Origin of the sequence: Sphingomonas sp. Sph1(2015) (assembly GCF_001970915.1) — a bacterium.
In the GTDB taxonomy this organism is placed as follows: Bacteria; Pseudomonadota; Alphaproteobacteria; order Sphingomonadales; family Sphingomonadaceae; genus Sphingomonas; species Sphingomonas parapaucimobilis.
The window spans coordinates 18,844-41,633 of the sequence record NZ_MQUI01000024.1 but is presented as its reverse complement, the minus strand read 5'-3'; the positions used below and the strand labels follow the sequence as shown (position 1 = coordinate 41,633).

Annotated in this window: 22 protein-coding genes; 8 read left to right on the top strand and 14 right to left on the bottom strand. The window is 66.5% G+C overall.

Annotation, left to right across the window (positions count from 1 at the left end):
• Positions 1–110 precede the first annotated feature (110 nt).
• On the top strand, positions 111–335 hold the full coding sequence (locus tag BSZ14_RS11240; RefSeq protein ID WP_042482489.1) for a hypothetical protein: 225 nt from the start codon (positions 111–113) through the stop codon (positions 333–335).
• Between the two features lie 120 nt (positions 336–455).
• Here BSZ14_RS11240 and BSZ14_RS11235 read toward each other — a convergent pair whose 3' ends face one another.
• The 3 genes from BSZ14_RS11235 to BSZ14_RS11225 form a co-directional block, all read right to left on the bottom strand.
• Positions 456–1,082, bottom strand: coding sequence for an alpha/beta hydrolase (locus BSZ14_RS11235; protein ID WP_083748216.1), 627 nt, complete (start codon positions 1,080–1,082; stop codon positions 456–458).
• A gap of 86 nt (positions 1,083–1,168) precedes the next feature.
• Positions 1,169–1,588: a hypothetical protein gene (locus BSZ14_RS11230; protein WP_042482493.1), complete on the bottom strand. Its 420-nt coding sequence runs from the start codon at positions 1,586–1,588 to the stop codon at positions 1,169–1,171.
• A 203-nt stretch (positions 1,589–1,791) separates the two neighbouring features.
• Positions 1,792–2,400: a TetR/AcrR family transcriptional regulator gene (locus tag BSZ14_RS11225; protein ID WP_042482496.1), complete on the bottom strand. Its 609-nt coding sequence runs from the start codon at positions 2,398–2,400 to the stop codon at positions 1,792–1,794.
• Between the two features lie 182 nt (positions 2,401–2,582).
• On the opposite strand from BSZ14_RS11225, the gene BSZ14_RS11220 reads away from it, so the two are divergent.
• Positions 2,583–4,877, top strand: a complete 2,295-nt coding sequence (locus tag BSZ14_RS11220) for a bifunctional diguanylate cyclase/phosphodiesterase (RefSeq protein WP_241823727.1) — start codon at positions 2,583–2,585, stop codon at positions 4,875–4,877.
• On the opposite strand, the gene BSZ14_RS11215 is transcribed toward BSZ14_RS11220, so the two are convergent.
• The 6 genes from BSZ14_RS11215 to BSZ14_RS11190 form a co-directional block, all read right to left on the bottom strand.
• Positions 4,850–6,253 (bottom strand): amino acid permease, encoded by a 1,404-nt coding sequence (locus BSZ14_RS11215; RefSeq protein ID WP_042482499.1) that lies wholly within the window; start codon positions 6,251–6,253, stop codon positions 4,850–4,852. The genes BSZ14_RS11220 and BSZ14_RS11215 overlap by 28 nt on opposite strands.
• A gap of 38 nt (positions 6,254–6,291) precedes the next feature.
• The gene (locus BSZ14_RS11210) at positions 6,292–7,002 is read right to left on the bottom strand and encodes a GntR family transcriptional regulator (protein WP_083748215.1); all 711 of its coding nucleotides are present in this window, start codon (positions 7,000–7,002) and stop codon (positions 6,292–6,294) included.
• Entirely contained in the window at positions 7,002–7,916 is a 915-nt protein-coding gene (locus tag BSZ14_RS11205; RefSeq protein WP_056437316.1) for a dihydrodipicolinate synthase family protein, read from the bottom strand. The genes BSZ14_RS11210 and BSZ14_RS11205 overlap by 1 nt, the downstream gene beginning before the upstream one ends.
• Before the next feature lie 69 nt (positions 7,917–7,985).
• The gene (locus BSZ14_RS11200; RefSeq protein ID WP_083748218.1) at positions 7,986–9,770 is read right to left on the bottom strand and encodes a DUF885 family protein; all 1,785 of its coding nucleotides are present in this window, start codon (positions 9,768–9,770) and stop codon (positions 7,986–7,988) included.
• 18 nt (positions 9,771–9,788) lie between these two features.
• Positions 9,789–10,784, bottom strand: coding sequence for an Ldh family oxidoreductase (locus tag BSZ14_RS11195; RefSeq protein ID WP_076711000.1), 996 nt, complete (start codon positions 10,782–10,784; stop codon positions 9,789–9,791).
• An 11-nt stretch (positions 10,785–10,795) separates the two neighbouring features.
• Complete coding sequence (locus tag BSZ14_RS11190; RefSeq protein ID WP_241823726.1) at positions 10,796–13,171, bottom strand: glycoside hydrolase family 127 protein; 2,376 nt, start codon at positions 13,169–13,171, stop codon at positions 10,796–10,798.
• A gap of 103 nt (positions 13,172–13,274) precedes the next feature.
• Here BSZ14_RS11190 and BSZ14_RS11185 point away from each other — a divergent pair, with 103 nt between their 5' ends.
• A complete protein-coding gene (locus BSZ14_RS11185) occupies positions 13,275–16,022 on the top strand; it encodes a DUF5695 domain-containing protein (RefSeq protein ID WP_076710988.1) in 2,748 nt (915 codons plus the stop codon).
• Here BSZ14_RS11185 and BSZ14_RS11180 read toward each other — a convergent pair.
• Entirely contained in the window at positions 15,968–16,432 is a 465-nt protein-coding gene (locus BSZ14_RS11180; RefSeq protein ID WP_076710987.1) for a (deoxy)nucleoside triphosphate pyrophosphohydrolase, read from the bottom strand. The two genes, BSZ14_RS11185 and BSZ14_RS11180, sit on opposite strands and share 55 nt — an antisense overlap.
• Before the next feature lie 56 nt (positions 16,433–16,488).
• Here BSZ14_RS11180 and BSZ14_RS11175 point away from each other — a divergent pair, with 56 nt between their 5' ends.
• On the top strand, positions 16,489–16,656 hold the full coding sequence (locus BSZ14_RS11175) for a Flp family type IVb pilin (protein WP_158069202.1): 168 nt from the start codon (positions 16,489–16,491) through the stop codon (positions 16,654–16,656).
• A gap of 125 nt (positions 16,657–16,781) precedes the next feature.
• Complete coding sequence (locus BSZ14_RS11170) at positions 16,782–16,955, top strand: Flp family type IVb pilin (protein ID WP_076710985.1); 174 nt, start codon at positions 16,782–16,784, stop codon at positions 16,953–16,955.
• Between the two features lie 102 nt (positions 16,956–17,057).
• Here BSZ14_RS11170 and BSZ14_RS11165 read toward each other — a convergent pair whose 3' ends face one another.
• Genes BSZ14_RS11165 through BSZ14_RS20190 form a run of 4 tightly spaced genes read right to left on the bottom strand, consistent with a single transcriptional unit; the run spans position 17,058 to position 20,866 of the window.
• Entirely contained in the window at positions 17,058–18,008 is a 951-nt protein-coding gene (locus BSZ14_RS11165) for an acetyl-CoA carboxylase carboxyltransferase subunit alpha (protein ID WP_076710984.1), read from the bottom strand.
• A gap of 11 nt (positions 18,009–18,019) precedes the next feature.
• A complete protein-coding gene (locus BSZ14_RS11160; protein WP_076710983.1) occupies positions 18,020–18,919 on the bottom strand; it encodes a tyrosine-type recombinase/integrase in 900 nt (299 codons plus the stop codon).
• Entirely contained in the window at positions 18,916–20,748 is a 1,833-nt protein-coding gene (locus tag BSZ14_RS20195; protein ID WP_076710982.1) for a hypothetical protein, read from the bottom strand. Before BSZ14_RS20195 ends, BSZ14_RS11160 begins: the two co-directional genes overlap by 4 nt.
• The gene (locus tag BSZ14_RS20190; protein ID WP_257575576.1) at positions 20,732–20,866 is read right to left on the bottom strand and encodes a hypothetical protein; all 135 of its coding nucleotides are present in this window, start codon (positions 20,864–20,866) and stop codon (positions 20,732–20,734) included. The genes BSZ14_RS20195 and BSZ14_RS20190 overlap by 17 nt, the downstream gene beginning before the upstream one ends.
• 81 nt (positions 20,867–20,947) lie before the next feature.
• Between BSZ14_RS20190 and BSZ14_RS11150 the strand changes: the two genes are divergently transcribed.
• Genes BSZ14_RS11150 through BSZ14_RS11140 form a run of 3 tightly spaced genes read left to right on the top strand, consistent with a single transcriptional unit; the run spans position 20,948 to position 22,727 of the window.
• Positions 20,948–21,490, top strand: a complete 543-nt coding sequence (locus BSZ14_RS11150) for a shikimate kinase (RefSeq protein ID WP_042482519.1) — start codon at positions 20,948–20,950, stop codon at positions 21,488–21,490.
• Positions 21,487–22,587 carry a 3-dehydroquinate synthase gene (gene aroB, locus BSZ14_RS11145; protein WP_076710981.1) on the top strand — a complete coding sequence of 367 codons (1,101 nt, stop codon included), beginning with the start codon at positions 21,487–21,489 and terminating at the stop codon, positions 22,585–22,587. The genes BSZ14_RS11150 and aroB overlap by 4 nt, the downstream gene beginning before the upstream one ends.
• Positions 22,587–22,727: a DUF2256 domain-containing protein gene (locus tag BSZ14_RS11140; RefSeq protein ID WP_076710980.1), complete on the top strand. Its 141-nt coding sequence runs from the start codon at positions 22,587–22,589 to the stop codon at positions 22,725–22,727. The genes aroB and BSZ14_RS11140 overlap by 1 nt, the downstream gene beginning before the upstream one ends.
• Positions 22,728–22,790 lie beyond the last annotated feature (63 nt).

The following is a 22,790-nucleotide window of genomic DNA, read 5'->3' as shown; positions in this document are numbered from 1 at the left end:
TTCCGCCGACAAGATTTGCACTGGTTATATCCCATCGATTTAGTATGCATTACTCATGAGGAGCCGATGAGCGGCGATACACGGGATAAACGACCAAGGGGACCGAATTGATGTTGCGACGCCATGCCCTTCCGCTGCTTCTGATCGCATCCGCCATACCGCTGGCCGCCTGCTCCAGGTCGGAGCCTGCCAATAGCACGGTCCTCGACGATACCGGTGTGACGAATGACGCGCTTCTGGCCAATGACGAAGGGCTGACCGATGGCAATGCGACCTTTGGCGACAACGTGCTGCTCGACAATGAAGCGGCGCCGGGCGGCGTGAACGCCAGCTAGATTTTCCTTCGGTGGCAAGCCCCTCTCCGGGGCTTCCCACTGCTCCTGCCTCGCCAAAGGAAGCTCCCTGTGGCGATCAACTGGTCCGGCGGTCACACAAACCGCCGGACCGCTTTTATGTCAGCGTTCGGGAATGCCCAGCGTACGCAGGACGCGCATATCCTGTTCGACCACCCCAGCCGAAAAACGCTCGATCAGCCGCTGCGCCTGACGCCACATGCCCGTCGGCGCAGGCGCGGCGCGTGGCGGCGCCAGCAGGCCGCCGCCACAGATACTGGCCAGCGCCGGGCTATGGCTCGCACCGTCGACGATCAGAGAGGGAAAGGGCAACGCCGCCTCGGGCGACGCGAACAGTTGGCCGCCCTGCCGGTCCAGCGGATCGGCGGCGGGCGGCTGGAAGAACAGCGCACCGGCGACCCTGGACACATAATGGCTGGGCGACAGCCGCGCCCACCAGATGCTGGCGAGACAGGCCGCCCCCTCCGCCACGAGCAGCACCGCCTTGTCGGCATGGGCGACCGCATGATCCAGCCGGGTCGCCCAGATATCGCGCGCTTCGCGCGATCCGCCGTCAAAGGGAATTTGCAGATCGCCCTGCCGGGGCCAGGCGAACAGGCTTTCCCACGGCATTGCGCGTTCGCCATCGGGCTTGCCTGCCCCCGGCTCCGCCATAGGCCCTACCATTGGCCCCATCATCGGCAGAGTGATGATCGAGAAAGGGTCGCTCAGACGCAGTACGGCCGCCATGGTCTTCTCCGTCACTGATCCCCACACGGTACGTCAGTTTCGGGGAAGGGCAAGGGGGCACGGACGCGCGCCCGCCTCGGCACATCTTACCCGGCCGCCATGGGCCGGGCCAGCCGACGCGAATCACTGAGCGCGGCCGCGATGCTGTCGACCATCAGTTCATACTGGTCGGGCGTGTAACCGGCGGCCAGAAAGGCGCGAACCTCGTGCGAGGGCACGCTGTAACCACTGTGCCAGCTCAACACCGCCATCCGGCGGAGCGCTTCCAGCGAGGGATCGGCCAGCCGAGGGTTGCGGGTCTCGCCGAAGATGCTGCCGATCGCGCGGATCAGCTTGGCCGGCTCGCGCAGGCTGGACAGGCGGTCACGCCGGGCCAGTGCGACCACCTGCCACTCCAAGGCCGACAGACGGGCATCCGCCCGGATGGCCGCCGCACCCTGCTGTGCCATGGCGGCATCGACAGCGATCCGTGCGGCACCGATTTCCTGAAAAGCGACATAGGCCATGATGCAAACCCCTTTTTCCGGCGCGAAACATCCTGCCCCGGCCAGCATCGCGCTCGCTCGAGGAAGCGGCACCGGGGCCACCCATCCTGCTGTCTCGCCATTTCATTCGCGAAGGTGAGGATCACCTTCCATACCGACTGGTATATTAATCCGCCGTACAGCCGTCAACGACTTTCATACCAACCGGTACTAAAAATTTTCGCCTAGCGCGAGGGCCATAACGCCAACGCCGCATCGACCATCGATTGCAGCTGCTCCGAAGGCACGCCGCATCCTGCCTGGACGCCCATGCCCTGCAGTACCGCGTAGATCAGGTTGGCCAGTCCCGCCGGGTCGACATTCGCGGGCAGATCACCCTCGTCCACCGCGCGCTGGAAACGTCCGACGATCGCGGCCTGAGCGGAGGCCCGCCGCGCGACCACTTCCGCCTTGATCGACTCGGCTTCCGATCCACAGGCGACCGAATGGATCACCCCCAAGCAGCCCTTCGGCTCCCATTGGCTGGTCATGGCCTTCAACGCGCCACGCAACAGATGCTCGGCGACACCGCGCGCGGTCGGCTGGTCCAGCGCCTCGCGGATATAGGCGAGTTTCTCCGCCTCATAGAGGTCGAGCGCCTTGTGGAACAAAGCCTCCTTGTTGCCGAACGCGGCATAGAGGCTGGGCTTGGTGATACCCATGGCCTCGGTCAGGTCGGCCATCGACGCGCCCTCATAGCCCTTGCTCCAGAAGACACGGAGCGCGGAGGCCAGGGCCTGATCGACGCAGAATTCACGCGGGCGGCCCTTACACGCGGGCAGAGCATTTTCCATAACGCTCGGTATAGAATTTTGGCGGGGTGTTGGAAAGCCCCTCTCGCACACACGACAAATGGTCCGCTTTCGGACCTATATTAAGCTTTCTTCAATGGACCATGGAACAAAGTGTCGCCGAGGGAATGACGCATATGATGTTCAACATCGTGGGATGCATTATCGGGCAACATGATCCCTGGTTGATATTTCCCGCCCTGGGCGTGTGCGTATTGGGGCTGATCGCCCTGTTTCTGCTGCACGACCGGGCCGAGGAATGCGTCGAGCTTCGCCGACGCAACTGGGTGGCACTGGCGGCGATCACGGGCGGCGTCAGCATCTGGTGTACGCACTTCCTGTCGATGCTCGCCTATCGGGGGCCTTTGCCGCTGGGCTTCGACCTTCCCCAGACGTTGGCTTCGGTCGCGATACCCTGCCTGACCATCTGGATCGCGCTCGGCCATGTCCGGCGACGGCGTGACCTGGTCGGTTGCCTGGTCGCCGGCACGCTGACCACGATCGGGATCGGCGCCATGCATCTGATCGGCATGGCCGCGCTGATCGTCCCGGCAGAGATTCGTTATGATCCCCGGGGCCTGGTCGCCGCATTTCTCGGTGCCATGATGCTGTTGACCGGCGCATTCCATATCCATGTCCGAGTGCCTGGGCGGGGCCGGACCGTCCTGTCCGTCGGCGTGGCGGCTCTGGGGATCGTCGTCCTGCACTTCGGGGCGATGACGGCCACCACGCTGGTTCCCGGCGGGGTCGTCGTCGACCCGAACCTTCACCCGCTTCAGCCGCTCAACCTGGCGCGCGTGGTCGGCCTGGTGACGGCGAGCATCGTGGTCGCCCTGGTCGCAGCGGCGCTGCTCGACCGCCTCCTCACCGACCTGCGCGGCTTGACCGAGGCGACCCGCGAAGGGATCGCGATCCTGCACCACGGCCGGATCATCGAGGCGAATGGCAGGCTCGCGGCAATGCTCAACGTAGAGCCGGGTCGGCTGATTGGCTCGCACCCCGAGGACTGGCTGGAAGCGATCGACGGAGCGCCGCTTTCGCTCGTCGATGGCGGGCTGGTCGAGACCCGTCCGCGGGATATCGCGTCATTCGATCGCTACCTCGAAGTCGCGGGCCATGAAATCGAATATCGGGGCCGGCGCGCCATGGTCATGTCGGTGCGCGATCTGACCGAACAGCGCCGTGCCCAGCGCCAGATCGAATTCATGGCGGAGCATGACCCGCTGACCGAACTCCCCAATCGCGCCTTTTTCGACCAGGCGCTGGAAAGCGCGATCGCTCAGGCGGATCAGAAAGGCCCGTTCGCGCTGTTCGCGCTCGACCTCGATCGCTTCAAGGCGGTCAACGACCTGTTCGGCCACGCCGCGGGCGATGCGATATTGTGCCGGGTCGCCGCCATCCTGACCGCCGCCATCGACGAGGCGGGCGTGGTCGCGCGGGTCGGTGGCGACGAGTTTCTGATCCTGCAACGCGGCATGAAGGACCCTGAAGCTGTCCGCAGGCTCGCCGAGTCGATCCTGGATGCCTTTGCCGCCGAAATGGACCTCAGCCGCGATCCGATGGCGGTCGGGGTCAGCATCGGCGTCTCGCTATATCCCCAGGACGCGACCGATGCCCAGTCGCTGCGGCAGAACGCCGATGTCGCGCTCTACCGCGCCAAGACCAGCGGCCGGGGCACCGCGTCCTTCTTTGACCAGGACATGGACCGGGCGATGCGAAAGCGTCTCGCGCTGGAGCATGACCTGCGCCATGCCCTGCTGCGCAACCAGATGCGCCTGGCCTATCAGCCGCTGGTATCGACCGACAGCGCCACGGTGATCGGCCATGAGGCGCTGCTGCGCTGGGACCATCCCGAGCGCGGCACCGTCGAGCCCGGCGCGTTCGTGCCGCTGGCGGAGGAGACCGGCATCATCCTGCAACTGGGCGAATGGGTGCTGTCGACGGCATGCCGGACGGCCGCCGCCTGGCCCGCCCCCCTGACGCTGGCGGTCAATATCTCGCCGATCCAGTTCCAGCTGCCGAACCTGGCCGAGATCGTTGCGCGCGCGCTCGAAGAGAGCGGCTTTCCCGCGCACCGGCTGGAGCTGGAGATTACCGAGAATGTGCTGCTCCATGATCGCGCGTCGACATTGAAGACGCTGCATCAGCTGAAGGCGATGGGCGTGGGCATCGTCATGGATGATTTCGGGACCGGCTACAGCTCGCTCAGCAACCTGCGATGCTTCCCGTTCGACAAGATCAAGATCGACAAGAGCTTCATCTCGGGCGTCGCCACCGACGCCGCCGCGCGATCGATCGTCCGGGCCATCGTCGGGCTGGGCCAGAGCTTGAACCTGCCCGTCGTGGCCGAGGGGGTGGAGACGGCCGAACAGCATCGCATGGTGCTGGAGGAGGGATGCCCCCAGGCCCAGGGTTATCTGTTCGGCCGTCCTGCGGAACCCGTGGTCGAGGTTCAGCCCTTGGCCAGGGCGCTACGCTGACGCCCATAGGCGAAGTAGAAGGCCAGCCCCGCCAGGTTCCAGATGATGAAGCGCACGATCGTCGCGCTCGGCAGGCTGAACAGCAGGTAGATACAGCCCAGAATGGCGAGGCTGCCGACCAGATAGGGCTGCGGGCAGCGGAAAAGCCGCTTGGCCTCCGGGGCACGGCGGCGCAGGACCATCAGGCACGCGCCGACCGCGATGAAGGCGAGCAGCGTGCCCGCATTGGCCAGCTCGGCAATCTCGTCGAGGCGGAAGATACCGGCGACGATCGCGATCGATACGCCCGTGACCAGCGTGATGCGGGTCGGCGCGCCGCTGCGCTTGCTGACCACCGCCAGCGACTGGGGCAGCAGGCCGTCGCGCGCCATGGTGAAGAAGATGCGGCTCTGGCCGTACATCATCACCAGGATGACCGAGGGCAGCGCGATGACCGCCGCCAGCGCGATCAGATGCGCCGCCGTCGGCTGGCCCAGCGAGCGCAGGACGAGCGCCAGCGGCTCGGGCGAATTGGCGAGTTGCTGGAAGGGCAGCGCGCCGACCGCCGTCACCGCGACCGCCATGTAGATCAGGGTGCAGACCAGCATCGATCCGACGATCCCGATCGTCAGGTCGCGGCCGGGGTTCTTGGCCTCCTCGGCCGAGGTGGCGACCGCATCGAAGCCGTAAAAGGCGAAGAACACGATGGCCGCCGCCGCCATGACGCCGCGCTTGGCCCCGTCCACCTCGGTCGCACCGAAGCCATAAGGCATGAAGGGGTGGAGATTGGCATTGTTGAAGGCGGGCAGCGCGAAGGCGACGAACACGCCCAGCGCGACAAGCTTCACGACGACGAGAATGATGTTCAGCGTCGCGCTTTCCCGCGTACCGGCGACGAGCATCCCCATGACCGACAGCGCGACCACGACGGCGGGCAGGTTGATGATGCCGCCGCCATGCGGTCCCGCCAGCAGTTCGGGCGGCAGATGCACGCCCGCCGCCTGGATCCAGCCGACCAGATAGCCCGACCAGCCGACGGCCACCGTCGAACAGGCCAGCGAATATTCGAGGATCAGGCTCCACCCGACGACCCAGGCCAGCGTCTCGCCCAGCGCGGTATAGCTGAAGGTATAGGCGCTGCCCGCCGCCGGGATCAGCGTCGCCAGCTCGGCATAGGCCAGTGCGGCACAGGCGCAGACCGCGCCCGCAATGGCGAAGGCCAGGATGACGGCGGGTCCCGCCCGCTCCGCCCCCACGCCGGTCAGCGTGTAGATGCCGGTGCCGACGATCGCGCCGACCCCCAATGCGATCAGGTGCGGCCAGCTGAGCGTCTTGGCCAGCGACTGCCCCTCCGCATGCTGGGTGACGCTACCCAGCGACTTTCTCGGTCCAAACATCGTCGAAAAATCCCCCCGCCCCTATGGGCTTGTCGTTGTCAGTCGACGGGCGCGAACCCGCCTTTCAGGTCCGTCAGGGTGGACCGGATATGCGTATCAAGCAATGCCTTAACCCGGTCGGCGTCGCGCGCCAGAAAGGCATCGAGCTGTTCGCGATGCTCCAGATGCGCCCGCGCATCGCGTCCGGCGGGCTGCAGATGCGCGACGACATAGCGTTCGGCGAGCAATGCGAGCTGGCGGATCAGCTGGATCGTCAGGGCCTGCCGCGTCGGGCGGACCATCGCCATATGGAATTTTCGGTTGCAGATGGCGACGCGCGCCAGATCGCTGGCCGCCGCCTGGTCCAGCGCCTCGAACGCGGCGACCAGCGCGGCGCGATCATCGTCATCGGCAACGAGCGCGGCCCGCGCCGCCGCCGCCGGTTCCAGCTTCAGGCGGAGGCCGTAAATGTCCTCGGCCTGCGCCGCCGACAGCGCGCCGATCATATAGCCGCGATTGGCGACACCGTGGAGCAGGCCCTCCTGCTCCAGCCGTGCCATCGCCTCGCGCAGCGGTATCTTGCTGACGCCCAGTTCGGCGGCCAGCGCATCCTGGCGGATCGGGCGATCGGCGGGGATGGTCCCTGCGATGATCCGTTCGCGCACGATCGCGAAGATGCGATCCGCCAGTGTCTGCACGACGATGACGCCCTCGCCCCGATGACGCCCGTCATCCAGGGCGACGTCGGGGAGCGAAAGCGCCGTCGCCATCAGGCCGCCTTGGCCTGGCCCAGGTCCGGGCGGGTCGCGGCGGCCTTTTCGACCATCGCGATCACCTCGGCGCGGCGTTCGCCTTCGAGGACATAACGCGGCGGCAGGACGCGCTCCGAACCACGGCCCATGACCTGCTCGGCCAGCTTGATCGACTGGACGAGGTCATGCTCGGCGTCGAGGTGGAGGAGCGGCATGAACCAGCGATAGATTTCCATCGCCTTGGCATGATCGCCACGGTCGAACGCCGCGACCAGCTCGACCGACTCCTTCGGAAAGGCGTTGGTCAGGCCCGAGACCCAGCCCTGCGCGCCCAGGTACAGACCCTCGAGCGCCACGTCGTCCAGACCGGCGAACAGGGTATAGCGATCACCGAACGCGTTGCGGAAATCGGTGAAGCGGCGCGTGTCGGGCGCCGATTCCTTGACCGCGACGATGTTCTTCACATCGACCAGCGCTTCGAGAACCGACTGGTCGATGACCGTGCGGTACGCGGGCGGGTTGTTGTAGAGCATGATCGGCAGGCCGGTCTGGTCCGCCACGCCCTTGAAGTGGTTCACCAGCTCATGCGCCTTGGGCACATAGACCATCGGCGGCAACAGCATCAGGCCATCGGCCCCGGCCTTTTCGGCCGCCTGCGCGTAACGGACCGCACGGCGCGTGTCATATTCCGAACAGCCGGTAATCACGGGCACGCGGCCAGCCACCGCCTCGACGATCGCGGTCAGGACCGTGACCTTCTCATCATAGTCGAGCGAGTTGTTCTCGCCGACCGTGCCGAGCGCGATCACGCCGGTCACGCCGTCATTGACCAAGTCGTCGACGACGCGCTGCGTGTCGGCGAGGTCAATCGACATATCCTCACGGATCTGGGTCGTCACTGCGGGGAATACGCCGCGCCAGCCGATGCTCACTATCTATGTTCCTGCCATTGTTTTAGATATCGTATACTGTTTAACGCGACGCGGCTCTGGGGTCAATCGTCATTCCTCATCGGGATAGGGACCCTTGCCCCCTTCCGCGATGAAGCGATCGGTGCGCTGGTCGATGATGGGCAGCGGCACAAAGCCCAGTTGCAGCATCGCATCATGCCAGGCGCGAATGTTGAACTTCGGCCCCAGTGCCTTTTCGGCCTTGGTCCGCGCCCGCTGGAAAGCCAGCTGCCCCATATAATAGGACAGCGCCTGGCCCGGCCATGCAATATAGCGATCGACCTCGGTCTCGATCTCATGATTGGACAGGGCGGTATTGTCGCGCAGATAGGCCTGCGCCTTTTCGCGGCTCCAGCCCATGGCGTGGACGCCGGTGTCGACGACCAGCCGCGCCGCACGCCACGCCTGATAGGAGAGCATCCCGAAGCGATCATAGGGATCCTTGTAGAACCCCATCTCCTCGCCCAGCGCCTCGCAATAGAGCGCCCAGCCTTCGCCATAGGCCGACAGGTAATTGTCGCGGCGGAAGGCGGGCAGGCTCTTGTTCTCCGCCGCCAGGGGCATCTGGAACGCATGGCCCGGCGCACTTTCATGCAGTGTCAGGGCGGGCAGCGCGTAGAGCGGCCGCGAAGGCAGGTCATAGGTGTTGACCAGATAGATGCCCGGTCCGCCACGACCGGAGGTATAAAAGGGTGCCTGGTCGGCGGGCACGGGTTTGATCGCGAAGCGGCTGCGCGGCAGATGGCCGATCCACTGGGCCGCCACCCCGTCAAAGCCCTTGGCGATCCAGGCGGCCTTGTCGAGAAGCTCTTGCGGCGTCTTCGCATAGAAGCGCGGGTCGGTGCGCAGGAAGGTCAGGAACGCGGGCAGGTCGCCCTGGAACTTCACCTCCTTCATCACCCCGTCCATCCGTGCGCGGATTCGCTGCATCTCCGACAGGCCGATCGCATGGACCTGTTCGGGTGTCAGGTCGGCGGTTACATATTCGCGGATCTTGGACCGGTAATAGGCCTTGCCATCGGGCAGGTCATAGGCCGCAATGCTGGTCTGTGCGCGCGGGATATAGTCGTTGCGCAGAAAATCCAGCAGCCGTTGATGTGCGGGCAACACGTCGTCACGGATCGCCGCCTTCGCCTCGGCCCGCAACGTCACGACCGTTGCGGGTGCCATATTGGCGGGCATGGTCCTGAACGGCTCGTAAAAGGGCTGAGCGTCGCCGGTCCCGGCATCGACCACCTGTGCCACGCCGATGTCACGGCCCGTCAGCGTGACGCGCGGCACGGTGAAGCCCCGCGCCAGGCCAGCGCGCATGTTCGCGATCTGCTGGTCATAATAACGCGGCATCTGGTGCAGCATCGCGATATAGTCGCGATACTGGCTTTCCTTGTTGAAGCTGCCCCGCGCCCAGCTCGCAAGATTGCCCCAGAAGCTGGTGTCCGAATTGAGCGGCTTTTCATATTCGCGGAACCGCTGCGCGGCGAGCAGCGCATCGATCTGACCGCGATAGACCATATAGTCGGTGCGCATATCGGGAGAGAGCTTCGCCGGATCGATCGCATCCAGCGCCTTGGCGGTCGCTTCCCAGCGCGCCAGCCGCGCGGCCTGGGCCGCGGGGCCGACATCGGGCAATTGCCGCGAGCCTGCGCTGCCACTGTCCTCATCGGCGGCGGCCTGGCTGATCCGCCACTGATATTCGGCATCCGACAGCGCACGGAACCGGGCGTCCGGCGTAGCGGCCTTGCGGGCGACCCGAGGGCTATCCTTGGCCTGCGCCGTGCCGAGCGGCATCGCCACCAGCATAGTCCCCGCCAGCAGCCATCCGATCCGGTTCGTCATGCTCATACCCCCCCTCACTCAACCCTTCAGCGCGATCACGTCGCGGTGGAGATCCGCCGAAATCTCGACCCCCTCGACCAGCGAAACCTGACGCGCGGCATAGCGACGGGCGGAAGGCAGCCTTGCCCCCTGCCCCGTGATCGCGGCGAACATCGCCTCCGCCCGATCCTGATTTTGCGGGAGAAGATCGCCCAGGAAGCCCTTGGGATCGATGGCGATAATCAGCTCACCTCCCAGCGGAGAGCCGCCGCGGCCGCCGTCCCACCCGATCGACTCGCGGCTGGTCATGTCGCCGATCAGCGGCCCGGCAAGCAGTTCGACCATCGCCGCCAGCGCCGAACCCTTATGACCGCCAAAGGTGCGCATCGCGCCCGACAGGATCGCGGCCGGGTCGGTGGTGGGCCTGCCATCGGCATCGACACCCCAGTCATCGGGCACGCTCTTGCCCGCACGGCGATGGAGTTCGATTTCCCCGCGCGCCACCATGCTGGTGGCGAAATCGAAGACGAAGGGCGGTCCGTCCGGGCGCGGCCAGCCAAATGCGATGGGATTGGTCCCGAACACCGGCTCCGCCCCACCCGATGGCGCGACCCAGGCATGGCTGGGCGTGAAGGCCAGCGCGACCAGCCCGGCCTCGGCCAGTTCCTCGACCTCCGGCCACAGCGCGGCGAAATGCACGACGTTGTTGAGGGCCAAAGCCGCGATACCGTTGGCCTTCGCCTTTTTGATCAGCGCGGGCTTGCCCGTCTGAAAGGCGAGCTGCGCAAAGCCGCCGCCGCCATCGACCCGGACCAGCGCGCGGGCGGGATGCGACAGCACCGGCTCGGCATCGGGGACGACGACACCCTTTTCGATGCTGGAGACGGCGACCAGCAGGCGGTAGATGCCGTGCGACGTGCATCCGTCGCGCTCGCCCGCCACCATCGTCTCGCCCACGGCCTCGGCATGGGCCGGGGCGAGCCCCGCGCCCAGCAGCTTGGCCCGCGCCAGCGCACGCAATTCGTCCAAGGTCATCCGCACGCCCGTCACGCCGTCGCCCCCGCCTTGGCCGCGAACAGCCGCATGCCGAAGATCGGCCCGGCCGTGCTGCGGTCATGCGGCACGATCCGCACCCGCACGCTCTTCTTGCCCGCCGTCAACGCGGGCGGCAGCGGATATTCGACGTCGAAGAACGCACCCGGCTTGTCATTCTCCAGATGCTGGGTCGCGACCTTCACATTGTCGACCAATATGTCGAAGTCGCGCGCCCGCTCCTCACCCCAATAGGTGCCTTGCAGGATCATCGGGCCGGGGCGCACCGCCATGGTGAACTCGATATAGCCGCCCGACCGCGCATCACGCCCCTGCTTACCCCGATAGGACACCGGGTAGGAGATGTCGGAGGTCAGCCCATGGTCGCGCTCGGGCTGCATCTCGCCCAGATGCATGACATCGACCGAGCGGGCGGCGATATCGCGGGCCTTGGCCTGATCGGCCAGGAATGCCGCCTCCTGCGCCTTCCATCCCGCCTCGGTGAAGCGCTTGAAATAGACCGCGCTGCGCCGGTCATATTGGCTGTAGAAAGGCACGAAACTCAGGTCCGCCGGACGGAAGACCCCCGCCGTCTTGTATCGCACCGTCGCCGGATCGGAGGCGGTGAAGCCTGCCAGCGGATTGGCACCGACCAGCACCGGGTCGGGTGAGTCCCACTTGTCCTCGCGCCCGCCCAGATCGGCCGCCATCACCATCGGCCCGCGCACCACCGCGACGACCGTCTCGTCCCCCGGCGTCGTCTCGACCCGTAGGTCGAGCGGCAGGCGGATCGAAACCTTGTCCCCGGCCTTCCACCGGCGATCGACCACGGCATAGCCGCGCTCGAAACGTGGCGTCACGGCCTGGCCATTGACCTCGACCTGCGCCTGCCCGTTCGCCCAACCCGGCACACGCAGCGCCAGCGGGAAGCGACCCGCGCGATCCAGCCGCGTGAAGCTCAACGTCGCCTGCCCGTCCATCGGATAGGCCGTGTCCAGCGTCACGGTCGCGCCGCGCTTCTCCCACCGCGCCTCGGCCGGGATGTAGAGGTTGACGAAAAAGGTATCGCCGCCCTGCCAGAAGATGGACTCGCCATGCTTGGCGTGAGCCTCCATCCCCGACCCGACGCAGCACCAGAAGGCATCGTCCTTGTCCGACGAGAACTCACGGACGACACCGCTCATCAGCGGCGTCATATAGGTGAAGCCGCCGTTTTGCGGATGCTGGGCGGCCATCGCGTGGTTCAGGTGCGCGCGCTCATAATAGTCGAAATAGCGCCCGTCCGGTCGCCACCCGTAAAGATGCCGGGTCAGCTTCATCATGTTGTAGGTGTTGCAATGCTCACACGTCTGGTCGGTGACGTGCCGCGCGATCGTGTCGGGCTCCGAAAAATACTCCCGGTCGGCATTGCCGCCGATGACATAGCTGTGATGCCCGGTGACGGTTTCCCAGAAGAAGCTCGCGCCCCTGGCGGGTTCGGGCTTGCCGGTGATCTCATGAATGCGCGCCAGCCCGATCAGCTTGGGCACCTGGGTATTGGCGTGGAAATTAGCGAGCTTGTCCTCGCCCGCCACGAGCGGGTCGAGCACCTTGCGATCATAGATCCGCTCGGCCAGCGCCAGCCACTGGCGGTCGTTGGTCCGCTGGTACAACTCGGCGTAACTCTCGTTCAGCCCGCCATATTCGCACCCCAGCACCGTCTGCATCCGGGCATCGTCGAGCGCGGCGAAGACCCGTGCGAAATAGCCGCCCAGCTTGACCGCGACGTCCAGCGCCTGCGCATTGCCCCAGCCGCCATGGATGTCGAGCAGCCCGGCAAACAGCTTGTGAACCGTGTAGAGCGGCGACCAGGAACCGTTGAGGTCGAACCCGCCCGACTTGATCTTGCCCGCCATGATCTCGGGAAAGATTTCCTCACCGTCGACCACCGTGCCATCGGCCCGCTTGCGACCCAGCGCACCGACATAGCCGGTGCCGCGCTTGGCCTGCGCCTCGGCCAGTTCGGCCACGATATAGTCGGCGCGGCGGCGCATCTCGGTGTCACCGGTCTGCTGCCAGGTCAGGACCAGCGCCGACATGTAATGGCCCAGCGTATGGCCCGCGATCGTGTCGCTCTCCCACCCGCCATAGATCGGCGCCCTGGGTTCCAGTCCTGCATATTTCCGGAAATTGTGCAGCAGCCGGTCGGGGCTGAGGCGGTAGAGATAACGACGGTTGGTCTCGACGGCGGTCGCATAGACGGACGGGCGCAGGCGCACCGCCGACAGCGGCAGCGGCTCGGCCTTCGCCGGAAGGATCGACGGCGCAGCCCCCACCGCCCGCGTCGCCATTCCCATCAGCGCGACCCCGGCCGCCCCCTGCATCCATTCCCGCCTGCTCGACCGCAGCATCTTGCCCTCCCGGTAATACTGTATACCAATATAGCCAGAACGGGAGGGGGGTCAATTGCGATGGTCCCATGGAGGAGCTTCCCGAAGTCGGGGTTTTATCGTCATGCGCCAAAGTCTTATCCGTCTGTTGCCCGTCACGCTGGCCACCCTTTCGCTCGCCGCGAGCGCGCATGACGCGGGCTTGGCGACGCTGCGAAAGACTGCCAATGATTCGCAAAAAGCGGCCGTTTCGCGCTTTCGGGTCGGCACATTCCAGCTGATCCTCGACCCCGCCAGCCAGACGGCACGCGGCCTTTCGCCTGTCGCCACGCCCGGCTTCGACTTCCTGCCGATCGGCCGTGCCAGGGAACGCGCGGGCAATGGCTATAATCATCTGGGTGACATCCATCTGCGCCTGCGCCAGGGCAGCGGCGCGTGGCAGGATTATTCCTCCGCACGCGAACGTCGGCCGGTGCGGGCGCTGCCCGCGCGCGGAGCGGTGCTGGCGGCGGCGGACATCAGCGCGTCGATGGGAACCAGCCTGCCGCTCCGCATCGTAAGGGAATGGGTCAGCGAGAAGGGCACCCCAGTCCTGCGCTTCACGCTGACCAACACGTCCGCCGGGCCGGTCGAGGTCGGCGGGCTGGGCCTGCCGATGGTGTTCGACAACATCATCTCCGACCGGACCCTGGAACAGGCGCATGCGCAGGCGAGCTTTGCCGACCCCTATATCGGTCGCGATGCGGGCTATGTGCAGGTCACGCGACTGAACGGCGCAGGCCCCGCCCTGCTCGTCCTGCCCGAACGCGACACCCCGCTGGAGGCCTATGTGCCGATCCCGACGCTGGGCGAGACCGGCGGCAAGGCGGTCATCTCCGAAGCCAGCCCGCGTACACAGACCTCGGAAGGTTTTTACGACTGGACCATCGCCAGCGCCGCCTATGCCCAGACCGATTGGGCGAAGGCTGGGACGCCCTGGAACGCGCCGACCAGCTTTACCTTGGCGCCGGGCCAGAGCCGCAAGATCGGCCTGCGCCTCGTCACCGCGCCCGGCATTCGCGCGATCGAATCGACGCTGGCGGCACAGCAGCGCCCCGTCGTGGTCGGCGTGCCCGGCTATGTCGTGCCGACCGATCTCGACGCGGCGCTGTTCGTGCGGTCGCCATCCGCGATCACCGGCATTGCCAGCTATCCGGCAGGCGCGCTCGATGTCACGAGGGCACCCGGCAAGCCCGGCTGGACCCGCCTGTCGGTGCGCGGGCGCCAATGGGGCCGGGCGCGCCTGACCCTCACCTATGCCGATGGTCAGATCCAGACCGTCCAGTATTTCGTCACCAAGCCGCTCGAACAGACCATGGCCGATCTCGGCCGCTTCTCGACGACGAAACAATGGTTCGAGGGCAAGGGCGATCCCTTCGGCCGCTCGCCTGCCATCCTGACCTATGATCGTGAGGCCGATCGCATCGTCACCGCCGATCCGCGTGTCTGGATCTCGGGGATGAGCGACGAAGGCGGCGCGGGCAGTTGGGTCGCGGCGGTGATGAAGCAGCTCGATAATCCCAATGCCGCCGAAATCGCGCGGATCGAGGAGCTGGTCGACAAGACGGTCGTCGGGCGGCTTCAGATCGCCGACGGTCCTCATGCGGGCGGCGTGAAGAAAAGCCTGTTCTATTACGACCCGGCCGCCTTCCCCGACCTCTATCGGCCCGCCAGGGACTGGCGGAGCTGGACCTCGTGGAAAAAGGATCAGGCGGACGATCTGGGCCGCGCCTATAATTACCCGCATGTCGCGGCGGGGCACTGGGCGCTGTACCGGATCGCGCGCAACCATGCCGGGCTGACGAAGGTGCATGACTGGCCATGGTATCTCGACCATGCCTATCGGACCATCGTCGCGATGATGCGCGACGCACCGCATTATGCGCAGTTCGGGCTGATGGAGGGCGATGTCTTCGTCGACATCCTGACCGACCTGAAGCGCGAGGGCTGGACCGACAAGGCTGCGGAGGTCGAGCGGCTGATGAAGGGCCGCGCGGATCACTGGCGCACCCTGCAATATCCGTTCGGCAGCGAGATGGCCTGGGACTCGACCGGCCAGGCCGAGGTCTATGCCTGGATGCGCTATTTCGGATATGGTCCGCAGGCCGATGTCACGCGCGAAGTCATATTGGGCTATGACCCGTCGATCCCGCATTGGGGCTATAACGGCAATGCCCGGCGCTATTGGGACTTTCTGTACGGCGGCAAATATCCCCGGCTGGAGCGGCAGATCCATCATTACGGATCGACGTTGAACGCCATCCCGCTGTTCGATTCTTTCCGGCGTAATCCCGCCGACATGCACCTATTGCGCGTCGCTTATGGCGGATTGATGGGCGGCATCACCAATATCGACCAGAATGGCGCATCCTCGGCCGCCTTCCACAGCTGGCCCGACCGGATGGATTGGGACCCCTATAGCGGCGATTATGGCATGGGCTTTTTCGGCCATGCCTATGCCGCTGCGACCTATGTGGTGAACGACCCGACGCTGGGCTGGCTATCCTATGGCGGCAATCTGTCGCAGACCGGCGATCGGATCCATGTCGAGCCGCATGACGGTGCGCGCGCCCGGGTCTTCATCGCCCCGGCAGGGCTGTGGCTGAGGCTGGAGGCGGGCAAGTTCAAGGCGGTCGATTACGACGCGGCGACCGGCGCGGTCCGCCTGGCCCTCGATCCCGCCACCGATGATACGCCCGCCGCCCGTCTGTTCGTCGAGACGACGACGCCCGGCGGTCGCCCCTATCGCCCCGAGCGCGGGACGTTCGAGCGCGGCGGTTACACCGTGCCGCTATCGGGTACGGCCTCCGCACTGGTCTTGTCGGCGAGGTAAGCGGCAAGCTGGCGGACGAGCGGCGCGTCGGCGGGCGGCATGGGCCAGACGTGCATGTCGGCGGGCCGGCACCACGTAAGCCCGTCCGCCTCCAACGCAACCGGCGTGCCCGACCATAAGCGGACGACATAAAGCAGCAGCAGCAGATGGCGACCGGGCAATGGCTCGGTCGCGAAGCCCGCCGGTTCCAGCCCCTCGGGTGCAACGGCGATCGCGAGTTCTTCCTGCAACTCGCGGATCAGCGCCGCCTCGGGCGTCTCGCCGGGTTCCAGCTTGCCGCCCGGAAACTCCCACAGCCCCGCCAGCGCCTTGCCCGCCGGGCGCTGTTGCAACAGTACGCGGCCATCCTCGTCCACCAGGGCTGCGGCGACGACGGGAAACAAAGCGGGCAAGGCGGGGCTGTCGATCATTTCTTAACCTCGGGCGCGTAGGTAGCGGCAACATGAGAGCGCGTGCGATCAGAAAGATGCTGCAACGCCTGCTGGCCGATACGCGCGGCGCGTCGGCGGTGGAATATGGGTTGATCGTGACCGTCGTGATGCTGGTCATGATCGTCGGCCTTTCCCAGTTCGGCCTCAGCTTGGAAAGCCTGGCCGATCGTATTTCCACCGAGCTGAACCTCGCAAATCATTAAATTCAATTCGAAATCTGCCGCCTTCAAATCTTTTTTAACCAGTGGGCCGGTAAACCGCCGGAAGCTGAACCGGCGCTCCGGCTCAGCCGGGTGATCGATCAAATCAGGACTGAACGGAGACCGGAATGAAGACGTTTCGCAAGATGCTGAAGAACAACAAGGGCGCGACGGCCATCGAATATGGCCTGATCGCTGCCCTGATCGCCGTGGCGGCCATCGGCGCAATGAAGACCGTCGGCACCTCGCTGACCAACACCTTCGAAAACATCTCGACGAAGGTAGCGAACCCGTCGAACTAAAATCCAGCTGACGGGTGACGTTCAATCGTCGCCCGTTACGGGTTCAGAGACATCAAGGGGGCGGGTCGATTCATTCGGCCCGCCCCCTTCCGCATATGGCTTTTAGAGCCGCCCCATCGCCAGGAACTTCGCCGCGCGGCCACGCTTCAGTTCGTCACGGCCCAGGCCGCCCAGCTCGCCCAGCGCCTTTTCGACCGCATCGCCCAGATTGACGATCGCGCCCGCATGATCGCGATGCGCGCCGCCTACCGGCTCGGGTACGATCGTGTCGATCACGCCGAAATGCTTCAGGTCCTGCGCGGTGACACGCATGGCTTCGGCCGCGTCCGCTGCCTTGTCGGCGGTGCGCCACAGGATCGAGGCGCAGCCTTCGGGGCTGATGACCGAATAGATCGCATGCTCGAACATCAGCACGCGGTTGCCCGCCGCCAGCGCCACCGCGCCGCCCGAGCCGCCTTCGCCCACGATCGCCGCGACGACCGGCACGCCCGCCGCCAGGCAGGCTTCGGTCGAACGCGCAATGGCCTCCGCCTGACCGCGTTCTTCGGCCTGGATGCCCGGAAACGCGCCCGAGGTGTCGACCAGCGTCACGATCGGCAGACCGAAACGGTCGGCTAGCTCGACCAGGCGAATCACCTTGCGATAACCCTCCGGCTTGGCCATGCCGAAATTGTGGCGCAGGCGGCTGGCGGTATCCTCGCCCTTTTCATGGCCCAGCACCATGACGCGCTGGCCGCGAAACTGGGCGAAGCCACCCATGATCGCCTGGTCGTCGCCAAATGCTCGGTCACCCGCCAGCGGCACGAACTCGTCGAACAGCCCCGCGACATAATGTTTGAAGTGCGGGCGCTGCGGATGGCGCGCGACCTGCGTCTTCTGCCACGGGGTCAGCTTGGTGAAGGTATCGCGCAGCAGCTTGTCGGACTTGGCCTGGAGCTTGGCGATTTCCGCGCCGATATCGACCGTCCCTTCGGCGGTCGTGTCGCGCAGCTCGTCGATCCGGCTCTGAAGCTCGGCGATGGGTTTCTCGAAATCGAGGAAGGTCGTTGACATGGCGCTATCGCCTAAGGGCGCTTGTCCCGAAAATCAACGAGCGGGTGTTTGGCGTTGACCAGTTCGACCAGTCGGCTCGCCTCGACATGGGTGTAGATTTCGGTCGTGGCGATGTCGGCATGGCCCAGCATCGCCTGCACCGCGCGCAGATCGGCCCCGCCGCCGAGCAGATGGGTCGCGAAGGCATGGCGCAGGACATGCGGGCTGACCCGGTCGGGTGGAATGCCCGCCTCCACCGCCAATGCCTTGATCAGCTGATAGAGGCGGATGCGGGTCAGATGCTTCTTGCCGCCGGGGAAAAGCCAGAGCTTGTCGGCCGGGACATGCACCCGCCACGCCGCTACCGCCGCCCGCGCCCGGTCGGAGATCGGCACCATCCGCTCGACGCCGCCCTTGCCCTTCAGGATCAGGAAGGGCCGATCCGGGTGAACGGCATTGCGCGGCAGGGCGACGAGTTCGCTCGCGCGCAGGCCCGAGCCGTACAGCAACTCGACCAGGGCCGCGAGCCGCAGGTCGTTGGCGCTGGGGTGCGCCGCCCCTGTCCGCTCGGCGATAGCGGCGAACAGCCGGTCGATATCGGCATGGTCGAGTATCTTGGGCAGCGCCCGCCTCTGGCCCGGGCGCGGCAGGACCGACGAGGGATCGTCGCCGCGCAGCCCTTCCTCCTGCAGAAAGGCATAGAAACGCCGCAGCGCCGCCGCCTTGCGCGCGACCGTGGCGTTCGCCAGCGACGCCCACCCCTCGGCCAGCCGCCGGAGCGCGCCCTCGTCGGCCTCGCCCAAACCGTCCATCGCCTCGGCTGCGAGGCGCAGGTCCGAGCGATAGGCGGCCAGCGTGTTGCCCGCCGCGCCGGCCTCCGCCGCCATCATCTCCAGGAAGCGGTCGACCAGCGCGGCGTCGCGCATGTTCATGTCCGGGCGATCGCCTCCGCCGCGATCATCCGCGCCTCGGTATCCAGACCGACCGAGCGCAGCGCCTCGACGATGCGATAGAGCGCCTGGGGCGGCACCCCGCGCCAATCGCCGGTCTGCATCCCGACTGCGCAGAGCAGGACGACCATGCCGGTCTGCTCGTCCGCCACGGCCTGATCCAGCGCCTCGGTCCAGGCATTGCGCTGCCCGACCCGCACGTCGAGCGCCTCGGCCCCCTTTTCGATATCGGCGTGCGACAGCCGCCCGAGCCCGGCCAGCCCGGCAAAGAACATACGTTGTTTCAATGCGTCGGCGTTGTAACCTGTGACCTGATCGTAAGCCAGCTGGCCCTGACGGTCGGGATCGCTCAAGACGATCATCGCCCAGGCATCGCCGTCCTGCTTCACCGCCTCGCGCCAGCGCGCCGCGCTGCGATCCAGCCCAGCGGAAAGCATCGACGCGACCAGCCGGTCCGCCTCGCGCCCGTCGCTCATTACCGGCAGACGCGCGGCCGCGCGGGCGGTCAGGATCAGTCGGCCATAGGGCGTGGGCGTATCGTCGCCCCAGAGCGAAAGCATCGCCGACAGCCGCTGCCCTTCGTCCGCAGCGGCATAGGCGTTGCGCAGGTCGTTGCCGATCGCTGACTGCGCGCGGCTGGCCTGATCGTCATCCGTCAAGCCCGAATAGAAATCGACCAGCGCGGCGTTGGAAATCACGCCCAGCGTCGCGGCCTGATCGATCACCCCGGCCCGCTCGGTCGCGGGTACGGACGCCGAGGTCGCCAGCCAGCCGCGCACCTGCGGCCCGACATAGGAGAGATAATCCGGCGGCACCGTCACGCCCGTCGCGGTGGCGAGGCCGTAGCGCCAGACGGTCAGCCGGTCGGCGCCGCCCCAGTCGACGCTCACCGCCTTGCGCGCGGAGCCTGCGCCCATCAGCTTTTCGGCGAGCTTCAGGTCGAAATCCTCGACACCCCCCTGGCGGCGCATCTGGCGAACCGTCGCGGTGGCGCGTGCGCCGTCCCCCGTCAGCGCCGCGCACCAGCCCTGGGCCAGCCGATAGCCGTTCAGTCCCGTCACCGCGCTGCCGCGATCGGCCAGCGGGCAAAGCCCCGCCGGGTCGCTGGCGGCGAGGAGCGCGTTCATCGCGACCTGATAGAGCTTGGGGGTATAATTGCCCGGATCGACCGACTGGACGACCGCACGCGCCACCTCCGCCTCGCCCATCCGCAGCAACAGCCAGGCACGTTCGGCGGCGAAGTCCGCGCCGTTCACGCCGCGCGGCGTCACCATATGGGTGGCCAGGGCACGGCGCAGCAGGATCGAGGTCCAGCGCGACGGCAAGGGCGCGGACAATCGCCGCATCAATATCTCGGCGACCCGGCCATCCGCACCGGCAAAGATCGTCTGGTCCAGCGCGCCTTCACGCGGACCCGCCGGACCGACAACCGCCAGCGAGCGCCGGGCGGAGGCGGGCAGCTCATATTCGGCCACCGTCGCGGCATCCATCGTGGGTGTCGGCGACGGAGTAGGGGTCGGAACCGGGGTCGCCAGCGAATCCAGCAGCGCGCCCACCGCATCGGCAGGGGTCGGCGCGGGCGTCGGCGTGACGACGGGCGTGGCACCGGGCGCCGAACCCATGGCCGGGCGTGGCGTCGACCGGGGGGTCGGCCGGGTGCTGGGCTGCGCGGCGGGCTGGCCGAAACCGGGGGGCAGCAGTGATTCGGGACGGTCCTGCGCCGCCGCGATCGCGGCGGCACCGACCATCAGCAGGGCGATCGCCCTGGGCAGGTGGCGAAAAGCGCCCCCCCGCTTATTGCAGGTTGCCAAGCGAGACCGCCTTTTCGACCTGGGTGGTCGGCCGTTCGGTCGCCCGGCCCGAGAGCAGGAACAGCCCGCCGACGACGATGACGAGGAGGACGATGAGCGAAACGACCATACGGGACATGAAACGCAAAACCTTATAATGGACCCGTGAAAGCCCGGCCGGTGTTGCCGGGCGCGCGCCCGCTGTATAGCGCAGAGCGCAATGTTGCAAAGCCACAACCCTGTAGATGCAAGCTGGAACGGGTCGCCCATCGTGCTCGTCGGTCTGATGGGCGTGGGCAAGTCGACCGTGGGCCGCCGTCTGGCGAATCGGTTGCGCGTGCCCTTCGTCGATGCCGACACCGCGATCGAGCAAGCCGCCGGCATGAGCATCCCCGAAATCTTCGAGCATTACGGCGAACCCTATTTCCGCGACGGCGAGCGCCGCGTGATCGCGCGGCTGGTCGATGGCCGTCCCAAGGTGATCGCGACCGGCGGCGGCGCGTTCATCAATGACGAGACGCGCGCGCTGATCCTGGAACAGGCGACCGCCATCTGGCTGAACGCCAGCCCCGAAGTCCTGGCCGAACGGGTCAAGCGGCGCGACACGCGGCCGCTGCTGCGCGGCAAGGACCCGCTGAAGGTGCTGCGCGAACTGTCGGCGGTCCGCAATCCGATTTATTCGCTGGCCCCCATCCACGTCTCCAGCAAGCGGGGGCCGCACGAGGCCACCGTCAACGCCATCCTGAAAGCCATCGGACGATGAAGACCGTCACCGTGTCGCTGGGCGACCGCAGCTATCCCATCCATATCGAAGCCGGGCTGCTGCCCCGCGCCGCCGAATATCTCGCCCCGCTGTCACGCGGGCGTCGCATGGCGATCGTGACGGACGAGAATGTCCGGCCGCATCTGGCGGTGCTTCAGGCGTCGCTGGAGGCCGCAGGGGTGGCCAGCGAGGCGATCATCCTGCCGCCGGGCGAAAAGACCAAGAGCTGGGCGATGCTGGAGCATGTTTGCGACCGGCTGCTCGAACTCGGCATCGAGCGGTCGGATCATGTCATCGCGCTGGGCGGCGGGGTGATCGGCGATCTGGTCGGTTTCGCCTGTTCGATCGTCAAACGCGGCTGCCGCTTCGTGCAGATCCCGACGACGCTGTTGTCGCAGGTCGATTCGTCGGTCGGCGGCAAGACCGCGATCAACACCTCGGCGGGCAAGAACCTGATCGGCGCCTTCCACCAGCCTGCCATGGTGCTGATCGACCCGGACGTGCTCGACACCCTGCCCGCGCGCCAGGTGCGGGCGGGCTATGCCGAGGTCGTCAAATATGGCCTGATCGACGACTTCGCCTTTTTCGAATGGTGCGAGGCGAACGCGCCGGCATTACTGGCGGGGGATGCCGATGCGCGGGTATACGCCATCGCCCACTCCGTCGCCGCCAAGGCGCGGATCGTGGCGGCGGACGAGCATGAGACGAACGGTATCCGTGCGCTGCTCAATCTGGGCCATACCTTCGGCCATGCGCTGGAGGCGGAGGCGGGTTTCTCCGACCGGCTGCTGCACGGCGAGGGTGTGGCGGCGGGCTGTGCGCTCGCCTTCCGCTATTCGGTGCGCAAGGACCTTTGCGAGCGGCAGGATGCCGAGCGGGTCGCGGCGCATCTCCGCGCGATCGGCCTGCCCGATGGCTTGGCAACCGCCGGGATCGATGCTCCCTCCGCGACGTTGGTCGAGCATATGAAGCACGACAAGAAAATGGCGGCGGGCACCCTGCCCTTCCTGCTCGCGCGCGGGATCGGGCAGACCTATCTCGACAAGACGGTCGACCTGGCCGACATCGCCGCCTTCCTCGATACCGAGCCGCGCTGATGCCCAACGGCGTCGCCAAGGCAAATCTGCCGAGCAAGACCTGCCCGGCCTGCGGACGCCCCTTCACCTGGCGCAAGAAATGGGCGCGGGATTGGGATCAGGTGGTTTATTGCTCGGACGCGTGTCGGCGGAAGCGGTAGGGATTCCCGTGGCCTTCGACTTCGCTCAGGCTGAACGGAGCGGGGGAGCCTCGCTTATACAAC